Annotated in this window: 9 protein-coding genes and 2 pseudogenes; 2 read left to right on the top strand and 9 right to left on the bottom strand. The window is 58.6% G+C overall.

Annotated features, from left to right (window positions below; translation table 11 throughout):
* The 5 genes and pseudogenes from EN939_RS07400 to EN939_RS07380 form a co-directional block, all read right to left on the bottom strand.
* Positions 1-793: pseudogene (locus EN939_RS07400) on the bottom strand (hypothetical protein); the annotation flags it as partial.
* A complete protein-coding gene (locus tag EN939_RS07395; protein ID WP_127267501.1) occupies positions 790-1794 on the bottom strand; it encodes an SDR family NAD(P)-dependent oxidoreductase in 1005 nt (334 codons plus the stop codon). The gene EN939_RS07395 and the pseudogene EN939_RS07400, both read right to left, overlap by 4 nt.
* An 85-nt stretch (positions 1795-1879) precedes the next feature.
* Positions 1880-2554, bottom strand: a complete 675-nt coding sequence (locus EN939_RS07390) for a sugar transferase (RefSeq protein WP_127267500.1) — start codon at positions 2552-2554, stop codon at positions 1880-1882.
* Entirely contained in the window at positions 2551-3687 is a 1137-nt protein-coding gene (locus EN939_RS07385; RefSeq protein WP_127267499.1) for a DegT/DnrJ/EryC1/StrS family aminotransferase, read from the bottom strand. The genes EN939_RS07390 and EN939_RS07385 overlap by 4 nt, the downstream gene beginning before the upstream one ends.
* A 39-nt stretch (positions 3688-3726) precedes the next feature.
* Positions 3727-4449: a nucleotidyltransferase family protein gene (locus tag EN939_RS07380; protein ID WP_127267498.1), complete on the bottom strand. Its 723-nt coding sequence runs from the start codon at positions 4447-4449 to the stop codon at positions 3727-3729.
* A gap of 511 nt (positions 4450-4960) precedes the next feature.
* On the opposite strand from EN939_RS07380, the gene EN939_RS07375 reads away from it, so the two are divergent.
* On the top strand, positions 4961-5635 hold the full coding sequence (locus tag EN939_RS07375; RefSeq protein WP_127267497.1) for a LuxR C-terminal-related transcriptional regulator: 675 nt from the start codon (positions 4961-4963) through the stop codon (positions 5633-5635).
* Here EN939_RS07375 and EN939_RS07370 read toward each other — a convergent pair.
* On the bottom strand, positions 5628-7370 hold the full coding sequence (locus EN939_RS07370) for a PAS domain-containing protein (protein ID WP_127267496.1): 1743 nt from the start codon (positions 7368-7370) through the stop codon (positions 5628-5630). The genes EN939_RS07375 and EN939_RS07370 overlap by 8 nt on opposite strands.
* 396 nt (positions 7371-7766) lie before the next feature.
* Between EN939_RS07370 and EN939_RS07365 the strand changes: the two genes are divergently transcribed.
* Positions 7767-8291: a helix-turn-helix transcriptional regulator gene (locus tag EN939_RS07365; RefSeq protein WP_335930787.1), complete on the top strand. Its 525-nt coding sequence runs from the start codon at positions 7767-7769 to the stop codon at positions 8289-8291.
* Between the two features lie 82 nt (positions 8292-8373).
* Here the strand turns inward: EN939_RS07365 and EN939_RS07360 are convergent, their stop codons facing one another.
* The 3 genes and pseudogenes from EN939_RS07360 to EN939_RS07350 all read right to left on the bottom strand — a co-directional run.
* Positions 8374-9414: a glycosyltransferase family 2 protein gene (locus tag EN939_RS07360; protein WP_127267494.1), complete on the bottom strand. Its 1041-nt coding sequence runs from the start codon at positions 9412-9414 to the stop codon at positions 8374-8376.
* Positions 9411-10778 carry a lipopolysaccharide biosynthesis protein gene (locus EN939_RS07355; RefSeq protein ID WP_127267493.1) on the bottom strand — a complete coding sequence of 456 codons (1368 nt, stop codon included), beginning with the start codon at positions 10776-10778 and terminating at the stop codon, positions 9411-9413. The genes EN939_RS07360 and EN939_RS07355 overlap by 4 nt, the downstream gene beginning before the upstream one ends.
* 183 nt (positions 10779-10961) lie before the next feature.
* A pseudogene (locus EN939_RS07350) lies at positions 10962-11546 on the bottom strand (CpsD/CapB family tyrosine-protein kinase); the annotation flags it as partial.

Here is an 11546-nt window from a genome sequence, read left to right as displayed (position 1 = left end):
CGTCGAGAGTCATATCGCCATGGCCGGGCCGATGATGGTCCTTCCACGTCTGGCGCAAGGTGCCGTCGATTGCGAAAATGGCTCGCTGCTCGGTGCCGTCGGCCAGGTTTTGGAAACACAGGATGTTTTCTCCAAGCGGAGAAATGGTGCAGGAACTGGTCGTTCCGGCAACCTGGGCGAGATTGATGTCCGGGTATTTCAGACGCCGGTCGAGATCATATGCGAAGGCGACGGCAGCACCATCATCGCGGGTCGCGCGTACGGCAATGCGGCTGCCGTCACGACTTGGATTTCCCTTGGACGGGCCGAATTTGAGATCCCGATATTTCGCAGCGGCAAAAACTATGTCCTCACGATTGCTGCGGGGTGCCCAGGTCGAGATATTCTGATCATCGACACAAATCATCAGGTCCGCGTTTCGAGGGTGCCATTCGCACTCACCCGGCTTGTTGCGATGGAACAAAGGAACGTAGTTTTTCCCGTCGAGGAAGCACATGCCGTTGCAGCCGTTCATGAGGACGAGGAGGCTCTGATCGGCATTCCACGCTTGCGCGCTCGAGTACCGATGACTGCAATATATTTTGCCGCAGACAATTCCGCCGCCAAGAGCTCCGGGCTGGGTGATCCGAGTGAAGCTGATCCCTGTCGCCGGATCGGTTGCAGGTTTCAGGTAAGCGGGCAGATCCATTGCCGGCTCCGTGCCTGCCGCACCGCTCGGCCGGTTTCCGGCTGTGTGTAGCGCCAGCAGAGCGGCCATCAGCAGCACAGCCGGTATGAGCCGCGGAAAGGTCATGTCATATAGCTCATTTCGCGACGGACGCGGCCGTCGCTGAGGCGCGAACGCCACCACTCGATGGTTCTTTCCAGACCGTCACGCAGGCTTGTATGCGCCCGCCATCCGACTTTACTTTCAAGGTTCGAGGAATCGGCGAGCAACGCGCGAACCTCGGAGTTCTGCGGCCGCATCCGGCTTTCGTCGCGACGTACCGGTTTCCTGGTGCCACTCAACTCGAGCACCAACTCCAAAACGTCCGAGACACTGACGGCGCGCTGGCTGCCGGCATTGTAGGCATGGCCAAATTCAAGCTCGGCCGCCCCTGCCGCCACAAATGCCGCCGCAGTGTCTTCCACAAAGGTAAGGTCGCGGATAGGGCTGGTGTCGCCGACCATGATCGCCGGACAGTTCTCGTCCAGAGCCTGCCTTATGATGGTCGGCACGATGGCCCGCTCGCTCTGGCGCGGCCCGTATGTATTGAACGGTCGCAGGATGACCACCGGCACATCGAAGGACCTGGCATAAGACGCCGCCATCATGTCCGCGCCAATCTTGGATGCGGAGTAGGGGGACTGTCCCTGCAACGGGTGGGATTCGTGAATCGGCATGGTCAGAGCGGTGCCATAAACCTCGCTCGTGGACGTATGCACAATGCGCTCGGTTTCCCAGTGGCGTGCCGCTTCGAGGACATTCACGGTGCCCAGCACATTGGTCTCCACATAGGATTGGGCAGCAGCGTAGGAATAGGGAATCGCAATCAGCGCAGCCAGATGAAACACCACCGCCTGGCCGCGCACGATCCGGTTGATGAACGCGCTGTCACGAACGTCGCCACGAATGCATTGCAACTGGCTTCGAACGTGGTCGGGCAAATCATCCAGCCAGCCATGGCTGTCGAACGAGTTGTAGAGGGCCAGTGCCGTGACATCGGCACCTTCGTGCACCAGCGCTTCCGTGAGGTGGGATCCGATAAATCCATCCGCACCGGTGACCAGGACCTTCCTGCCGCGATAGCTCACGACCGTGCACTCCTTCGATCGTGTGAGCCGTCAAACTGGCGAACGAACAACAATCCATTCATGCCAAACTCCTCGCTTGCCAACTCTACCCACTTGCCGCGGGAGGCAGGGACACACCGAAAACCGCCCTGAAGCCCCGCATTATCCAGACGAGGTCCGATGCAATCGTGCGCCGCGGATAGTAGGCGAGGTCGATCGTTGCCTTGGCCGGGAACAGGACCTCTCGATAAAACAGGAGCGGATCAAGGGAGGGCGGGTAAAAACAGGCTTCGTGACGGAAGAGAACCTGGGTCGGGCCGAGCAGGCCAGGCTTCCACTGTAGGACAGCTTCATTGCCGCCGCGGAAACAATCGGCGAAGGCAAGGCTTTCCGGCCGCGGCCCGACAATTGCCATGTCCCCCGTGAAAACGTTCCACAGTTGGGGCAGCTCATCAAGTTTCGTTGCCGCGAGAAAGCGGCCTACCCGCGTCATGCGGCTGTCATCGTTCATGGTCAGCGCAAGGCCGAAAGGATCGGCTGTCGTCTTGAATTTGCGGAACTTGTACATGCGAAACGGTTTTGCGCCGGCACCCAGGCGCGTCTGTACGAAAAACACCGGCCAACCACCTTCGACAAAAAGTGCAACGGCAATCAGGAGCATCAGTGGAGCGAGTACCATTCCCGCTGCTGCAGCGAGGATGATGTCCATCGCGCGTCTGGCAATTCCGTGGCTGGTGCCAGCTACAGCGGGCCGATGCATGGTCACGTCGAGTGCGTTCATGCCGCAGCTCCCGCACGCCCGCTGCTTTCAATCGCCGTGGCTAATGCGACAACCACCGACTCGATCGCACTTGCCGTAATTTGCGGGTGTAGTGGAATCGTCAGCTCCCGCTGCGCGAAGTCCTCGGTCTTCGGCAGATGGATTTCAGTGAACATTTGGCGATAAAGCGTCATCTGGTGCACGGGCGTATAGTGGATTGTGGTCTGTATTCCCTTCGTTCGCAGATGGTCGATCACCGCTTGCCGGTCGACGTCATGTGGCAGGAGGACAGGCATGATGTGGTAGGCCGAGGTCCGCGGTTTGCCGAACGGGACTGTCACAGCCGAGCAGTAATCTGCGATCAGACGCCGATAGAGGACGACCAATATGCGCCGGATTTCATTCCATTCCTGCAGATTCTGAAGTTGGACCAAGCCAATAGCGGCGCGCAACTCGTCCATGCGATAATTGAAACCGAGCATCGTCACGTCGTATTGCGGCGTGCGGCTGTTCAACCGCTGATGTGTGCCACTGGTCATTCCATGTCCGCGAGCCTGGCGGATCGTTTCACGGAGCTGTCCATCCCGGGCAATAACGGCCCCACCTTCCGCGGTGGTCATGTTCTTGTTGCCGTAGAAGCTGAAGGCCGCGGCCGCACCGTAAGTCCCCACCTCCTTAAGGCCGGGAGCATGCGCGGCATCCTCGACGATATGCAGTCCTCGCACACGGGCAAATCTCTGCCATTCTTCCCGGTCGGCAAGATAGCCGGCAAAGTGGACGAGAATGACAGCCTTGGTACGTCCGGTGCATTTGGCCTCCGCGTCACTTAGGGACATCAGTGGCACTTCGGCCGACTCTATGTCGACGAATACCGGTGTTGCTCCTACGTAGAGCACTGCATTGGCGGTCGCCACGAAGGTCAGCGAGGGAACCAGCACTTCGTCTCCGGGGCCGATCCCAAGTCCATGGAGAATGAGATGCAGGGCGGCGGTGCAAGAGCTGACGGCGACGCAATCGACCGCATCATGCACGGCTGCGAAGGCCTCTTCAAAGGCTCGCACCTGGTCCCCCATCGTCAGCCACCCACTGTCGACAACTTTGGCCAGGGCTGCCTTTTCCGGAAAGCCAAGAATAGGAGCGCTGACCAAGAGCATTACGACCTCCTCATATTGGCGCGGCAGGGCGTTCAGCCCTCAAGCGGCCGCTGCCGAGACCTCGATCGATGCGGACTGCTCTTCCCAGGCGATGGTTTGTGCGTTTTGAAAATCTTCTACGCGTCCGATATCCAGCCAAAGCCCGTCATGTTTGTAGACGTGCACATTCGTGCCGTTTTGCATCATCTGCAGCATGAGGTCGTCGAATCCGAAGGCGATGCCGTCAGGTATAAAACGGAAAACATCTGGATTCATGCAATATATACCCATACTTACCAGATGAGACAGCGTCGGTTTTTCGCGAAATACCTGGACAGTATTGCCGACCTCGTCGATGACGCCGAAGTCCATCTTGATGATGCGGGAAGCTGTGGCTATGGTGACTGGATCAGTGTGAGTCCGGTGTGATGCCACAAACCGGCTGAGACTGAGATCGGTAAGTACGTCCCCATTGAGAACAATGAACGGCTCGTCCAGTTCCTCCCTGATCAGGGAGAGCGGGCCAATAGTGCCCAGAGGTTCCAACTCCTGGGTGTAGCGTATCCTAAGATTCCACTGTGATCCGTCTCCGCATACGGTGCGGATCAAGTGCCCCAGATAGCCGGTCGTTACGTAGACCTCCTGGATGCCGTTCCGTCGCAGCCACTTCAAAAGCAATTCAAGAACCGGCCGAGCACCGATCGGCATGAGAGGCTTGGGCAAGATGGATGTGAAAGGCCGAAGGCGTGTTCCCATTCCACCGCACTGAATGACCGCTTTCATCTCGTCCTCCTATTGATACGACTGTCGCGGTGTGATGGGTCCAGCCCACCCGGCCGGAAGGTACGCCAGTGTTGGTTTCACCTCTCCGGAGTGCAGCGATGGTAAGTGGCGCCCGAGAAGGCGTCGTCGTGCATTTGAATGGCACGTTCCCGGCGTTTTGATTTCAATATTCCAGCCGGTAGGGCATGGGCGCGGCAGGGTGATCAATCAGGGCTGGGAGCTGTAGCCGTTTGAATGGCAATTACCTGTGCAGATTTTCGGCGTCGGTAACGACCTTCCCGCAGAGGCATCGCCACCGTTCGTACGAAAAAAACACTTAACTATCTGGCCCTGAAATGTGTGCGATTGTAAGCTATATTAGAAGGTTGAAATGTGCGGATGGGCGACGGCGAGCGTCGACATACGGGGGATCAGCGGGCGGCTGATCTGTGTTGGGTCACCGTGCAGTCCATCCAAAGGGAGGTTTCGGCAGCTAGGGACACATGCGGGGCTGCCAAAAGGTGGGTGGTTCATGTATCGTATTATCATCGCCGACGATCACGGCTTGTATCGTCGTGGGCTGCGACTGGCATTGATGGCCGGCATTCCGGACTTGGAAATATTCGAAGCGGCATGTTTTGATACCGTCATAAGCCTGCTTGAAGATCAGGCGCCCGTTGATCTCGCCATCATCGACCTGCACATGCCGGGACTGTCGGGTCAGGATGATCTTCGCGACGTCTTACCGGCTCATCCCGACACACGGTTTGCTATTGTCTCAGGGACGGATTCACGCGCCGAGATTCTGACTGCCCTTTCGATTGGGCTTCATGGCTATATCGTAAAATCCCAAACGGACGAGGAGGTGGTCCTGGCGGTGAACGAAATCCTGGCCGGCCGCATTTACGTTCCGGCACTTCTTTCACAAAGGTCCAAGGAGTCGGTACGCCTTCCGTCCGAGGCTCCCATGCAAATGCCCCACAGGACCATCAGCGTCAACAATCTGGGGAGGCTTACGTCCAGACAGAAGGAAGTCCTCAGGTTGATGGCCGAAGGTTACTCGAACAAAGAGATTGCCCGCTCTCTTGAAATTGCGGAAGCGACGACGAAGATTCATGCTGCCGCCGTCCTGCGCGAGCTTGGAGCACGAAATCGGACGGAAGCCGCGGTCTTGCTGAAGACATGGGCCGCCAGAGACATCAACTAGCGCCGATTGCTTTTGGCGGCAGCCGGACCGAATATTTTAGTCCGTGATCCAGCATCTCGAGCTTGGAAGAGTGGCCCACGATAGGCTCACCGTCGGCTCCAATAATCAACGACCCAAAACCACGCCGAGCCGAGGTGGAGACCCGGCGCTCTCCCGATTCCGACCATTCAAACACGATGTCGGCGCCGGGCTCCTGGGCTGCGAATTGCCACGCGACCTCGATCCGGCCTGCCGGAGTGCCGAGAGCCCCATGCTTCACGGAATTGGTCGTAAGTTCGTGAACGATCATTGCGAAGCTCTCAGCCGAACCCTCTGCCATTTTTACTTCGGGTCCACTGATCGAAATGTTGTGCGTCCCCATATAGGGCTGCAATTCCTGAGCAATGAGGTCACGGAGGGAAGCCGACAGGCTGCCATCGCGTGAAAGAAGCAGATGCGTCGCCTGGAGTGCGCCGATTTTTTCGATCAGTATCTGCTTGTAACGGGCGATATCGTTGTCGGGGGCACCGACCATATTCACAAGCGCCGTGATCACCGGAAACAGATTGTTGAGCCTATGGCGCTGTTCAAGCATGGCCCGCTCTCGCTTCTTCGCCGCAGCCCGCAGCAGAATGGTTATGCGTCGATCGGTGAGATCCGCGGCGACTCCTATTCGCTGTGCACGACCGTCGCGCAATTCGTCCCGGCCCCGAAGAGCGATCCAGCGGATATGCCCGCCAGCTCGCCTGATGCGGATCTCCGCATCATAGTCGGCGCCTGATGCAAGCTCTCCCGGGGCCGTCAGATTAGGCAAGTCGGCCGGGTGAACGACAGCGGTCAATTCCTGCAATGGACGACTCGGCGCGGGTGCCAGTCCCATCATTTCCCAGAACGCGGCTGAGCCATTCACGGATCCGCTCTCGAAATCTATACGCCACGTTCCCAACCGGCTGGACGACAGCGCCAAGTCCAACCATTCCTTCTGAGCCCGGAGTGCCTCGCGGGCGGTTCGCTCTCCGGATATATCGTCCATCATTACAAAGATGCTTTGAGGGAGAGCATCGGCTGGCACGGCCAAAGACAGCGCCAATCTTGTCCACAAAACCGTGCCGTCCTTTTTCAGGAGACGGATCTCCGAGCCGAAAGAAGTCGTGTCCTTGAGGCGAGTCAACGCTTCCGCCAAAGTGTGGTTGTCGTCAGGGTGGACGAGTGCCCTGAGCGGTAGACTCGAAAGCTCTTCCTCGACATACCCTGTCATCTCACAGAGACGTTTGTTGGACCGTTGCAACTCTCCGTTCTCGCTCATGTTGGCAAAGCCGATAGCGGCACGTTCGAATGCCCAGCGATAACTGTTTTCGGTTGCCTCCAAGGCCACGAGTCTAGCCTCTGCAACCTGCAAAAGGGTGCGGTAGTCCTGCCTCTGCCGGTGGAAAGTCAGGGCGATCATCGCCCCTGCAACCAGCAGCAGAATGGCCCTAATCCAAACCTCGACGTTAATTGGGTTGCTCAGGATATCCCGCGCCAACAAGCCGACGGCCACCATCACAAACGTTGCCGCAAGGGCAATCAGGCGATCTTCGAGATATGAGATGGCAATAATGGTGGGAACAAATTCAAAAAAGCCGATGTCGTATGCCATGGAGGCGGGCAGCGCCGTCTCGACCGCAAGTGTCGCGATCAGGAGCGACATCGAGGCAAGGTGGGTCAGCAACTTGCTTGAGCTGTTCGGATGCAAATTGAGCGAAAGCAAACGCATGTGCCAAACTATAACCTTCTGACTAGTCCGTCGAGATTAGACCGAAAAGCGTACAGACTAGTCCGACCGCAGGATTGTTCCCTGGGATTGTAGCGCGCATTTTGTCCGATGTCGGGGGCGGATCGGACCGCAATTCTCCAAGCGACCTGACTGACATGTTGAAGGCACCTCCTTTTGACAGGGAGGCGTTGCCGTTTTGCGGGAGGTAAGAAAATGGCACTGGTTGGTAGGCAAGATGATGGAGTTCTTGGTCGCCAATATGGAGGTTTCGGGGGAAAGCCCGTCTCGGCCTTGAGAACGCAGGGTGGCCATGGTTCCGCCTGGCACCAAGCACCACAAAGGTTCGACGGCGTGGCCGTCGAGCCAAAGCAGAGCAGCCTTGCATCTGTTGTGGGAATGCTTGATCGCATCGGGTGTGGCTATCTGATCCTGAACAGCGACAGGAAGGTCATGGAGTGGAATTCAGCCGCTCAAAACACCTTGGAGCGCGAGGGCGAGGCAGCTGATACGGCCGGCAAGGTGTCGGTTGCTCTGAGGCGGCTGATCGCAAACGTGCCGGGGAATTTTCTTCCCGGCACGCTTTCATGGGTGGTGATCCGCGGCATGGGCGACAGGCCCTTGGTTTTGAACGAGAAGGGCATAGCAACGCCTGACGCGACGAGTATCGTGGCGCTGCTGGATCGTGAAAACAGGTCCGGGCCAAATCCCCAGACGCTGCAAAGAATGTTTGGTCTGACGAGTGCCGAAACGCAACTCGCGCTGCGCTTGGCGCAGGGCGATGCCCCTTTGGAGATAGCCCGCAAGCGGCGCTTGAGCCGGACCACGATAAGGTCACAACTGGCGTCGCTGTTCGCCAAGACCGAAACTCGGCGCCAGGCGGAACTGGTAGCTCTTCTTGGGCGCATATGCGTCCTGCCGTGAGGTAACGGCCGTACCATGCGCGCGCGCAACAGGCTTGTGCGCGCGCAATCTGTTGCCGGCGTGCTTGTCCGCCAGACTCACCCTACCGCCGTCGTGTGCGCACCCGGCCCAATCTTGGGCGGATTGCAAACACGTGGTTAAGCACGTGCCAGCCCGCCACCTTCATGACGGAAGGCCGGAAGATCTGAATCCCGTCCAGGAACGTGGTCAACCAGGACTGCTGGTGGAACCTCATGGGAATACGAGCAACCCGCAATGCCCGCAGCAATGTCTCGGGAGGCGGGAGATGGTTGCGGTCCTTGATGAGATTCCAGTTAAGCTGTTTGACGGCGAGGGTCACTTCGTCGACCTCGCGGAAACTCTTTGACGTTGTAATGCTTGGATGGTTCGTCGCATCGTAAAAGGTAAGCGGATCGCTTATCGCCACCATGTCCCCATGGCTGGCTAGATCGACGAAGAACAGTTGATCCACTCCGGCCGGAATCTCTTTGTGCGTGCGCATCAAGCAGCCGGCACGAATGACGTCGCTGTTGATCAACAATGTGGATGGAATAATCCCCAGGCAGCGTGTCGCACGCACCAGATAGAGGTCCATCAGGCACTGCTGGCTGGAATAAAGCGAGATCGGTTCCTGCTCCTTGGGGACTTGGCGAAATCGCACTCGCTTGTCCTCGATTATGTTTGCGGCTGACGTCATGAAGGCGACTGAGGGATACTGTTTGGCAACTTCGGCGAATGTCCTGAGTGCACCTGGCGCAAGCCAGTCATCGTCATGAAGCAACTTGATCCATCGTCCGGAGCAAGCCAGCATAGCGTTGTTGGTGTTCTCCACCTGACCGCGACCTCGACTGTTTTCGATAATGCGGATGCGAGGTTCGCTCCGTGCGTAGTCGGTCACGATAGCCCAGGTCTCGCCCTCCGGTCCCTCGTCGTCGCTCACGACCAACTCCCAATCGGAGTAATCCTGGCCCAAGACGCTGTCGATCGCCCTGCGGATCGTATCCGGTCGACGAAAGGTTGGTATCCCGACCGAGATAAAAGGGCGTGACCATGAGACATCGGCCCGGTCATGCTGGGTGACCGCAACTGCCGCTTGAAGGTTGTCAATCGACGACGAATTCATGGTGTTTTTTCCTCGAGACATTCATGTTGGACGCACGTTGCAGCGCCTGCTGGTTGAGGGTCGTGGGTCAACAGGTACAGTGATGCTGCCATTTTCAGAGCGAAACCCGACGCGCCGCCGGCGGCCATGAAATAGATGACGGTGACTGGCTGCCAGCCCGCCTGGGCGCCGGCGAGCAGTGGGCCAAACACGAGAACCGCCCGTGCGAGGTCGATGACCAGTCTTGTTCCTTGCCGCCGTAACAGAGCGGGAACGTCGCTGAGCGGAGTCGACAACGCCTGTGCCGCGCCCATCAGCGCCAGTGCGGTCATGATTTCCGCAGTGGGCATCCAAGGCTCGCCCAGAAGCGGAACGACCACATAAGGCGCGGCGAGGCCGAGCAGCAAGATCGGCACCGCGGTAAAGGCGGCGGCCAGCAGGAGAAGCCCGCGCGCCACACCAAGCAGGTGTCCACGATTGCTGTTCCGGTTTGCTTCGGCGACAAAAACATTGCTGAGCGGTGTGGCGATCAGCGTCACCGGACCGGTGACCAGCCGCGCGGCCACGCCCAAATATCCGGCAAATGCGGTGCCGAACAGCCCGCCGACAAGCACTGCTGGAAGATTGTTGATTGCTATGCTCGCGAGCGTTGCGGGAATATCGAACAGAGGAAATTTGTATTCCCGCCGAGCCTTTTCCAATACCGCACGCCAGGGTGCCCAGGCGATGCCACGCAAATCCTCCCAACTCATCACCCGACAGCCGATCAGCCCGATGAAGACGAACTGGCTCAGAATATGCGCATGGATCATGGCTTCGCCGCCGAGGTTGGCGATGCCGAAAGCCAATTGCAGTGCAGCCATGCTCGCCGGCAGGATCAGGCGCCCGAGAGCAAAATCGCGCAAAAGCCCGGCACGCAGACTCCAGCAGTTCATGGCTTCGACCAGACCTGCGCCTCCCATTCCAATCGGAATGAGCCAGGCGAGCGAGCCGAGGCGATCGGGAGCAAGGTTCGACAGCATCTGTCCGGCCGAAAAGGCCAGGACGGTCGTCACGAACACAGCCAAGAGAATAAGCTTGACCGTCACATAGGCCTGCGCGCTCCCCTTGACCCCATAGAGCGAAGCCTCGAAGCGCAATGCCGCGACCCCGGCGAGTATATTCACGATCGACAGGTAAATCGTAAAGACGCCGAAATCGGCCGGCGAATAGAGCCGCGCCAAAACCGGGATTGCAGCAAGAAGGGTGAGCTGGCCGACAATCGCCATTGCCGACACTCCGCTTGCCGCACGAATGATCGAGCCGATCGGGCTCGGCCGAACAACGATGATGGCTGTGCCGGCCGCAGGAACCGTCTTGGGTCTCAGAAGGTCGCTTGGTGCCATCGGTTCGCGCTTCCGAGGGAGGCAAATATCGGGGATTGCCGGAGCCTACGATGCACACCGGACCTTGCCATCATTCACCTGAATGACGCGCTCTGCTGACAGGCTGCACCGTGAATCGTCCTGGCCGCTCCCTGGATGAACCACCCCCGGATCGTTCGTAGCCCAAGGACGAGCCTGTGGCCGTCATGCTATTTGCTCGCGCAAGAGGTCAGCGCTGTCCTCGAGCCGATATCCGGCATGTTTCTTCAGATTCACGCGCGTGAGGACACTGCCGACAGGTATCGCAAGAGAACCGTTGCCCTGAAGGAGTTCCAGCACCCCGCGAGCGAGGGTGCGTGGCGTTTTCCTCCACCGGATGGCGAAAAGAACCACGTCCGCCCATCCGGGCAGAAATTTGGCTTCCGGCCGCCCCAGCGCCGACGGCAGGTTTATGATCACGATGCGATAGGTCGCGTGCAGATCCGCCATCACTTTGCCTCCATCCTCGCACGATAGCAGCGCCAGCAGGTCGTCCGACGGAGCGGCGGTCATTACGTCGATCCCGATTTCATGCAGCCTGGCAACGGCACCTTCCAGGTCGCAGCGATTGCAAACATAGTCAGCGAAGGAATGGCGGTTCTTGCGCTCGCTGAACTGGTGCAGGAACTCGAGCGTGAGCTGAACGCCCTTGCGTTCAAGATCGACCAACAGGACTCGACCGCCCAGTCGCGTGCCGGGCTTTTGCGCGATTTTGCTCTCGGGCGCCTGATCCTGCCGGCGAGCATGGCT

This window comes from Mesorhizobium sp. M7A.F.Ca.CA.002.05.1.1 (assembly GCF_003998335.1).
Taxonomy (GTDB): Bacteria; Pseudomonadota; Alphaproteobacteria; order Rhizobiales; family Rhizobiaceae; genus Mesorhizobium.
This window is presented reverse-complemented; position numbering and strand designations above follow the sequence as displayed.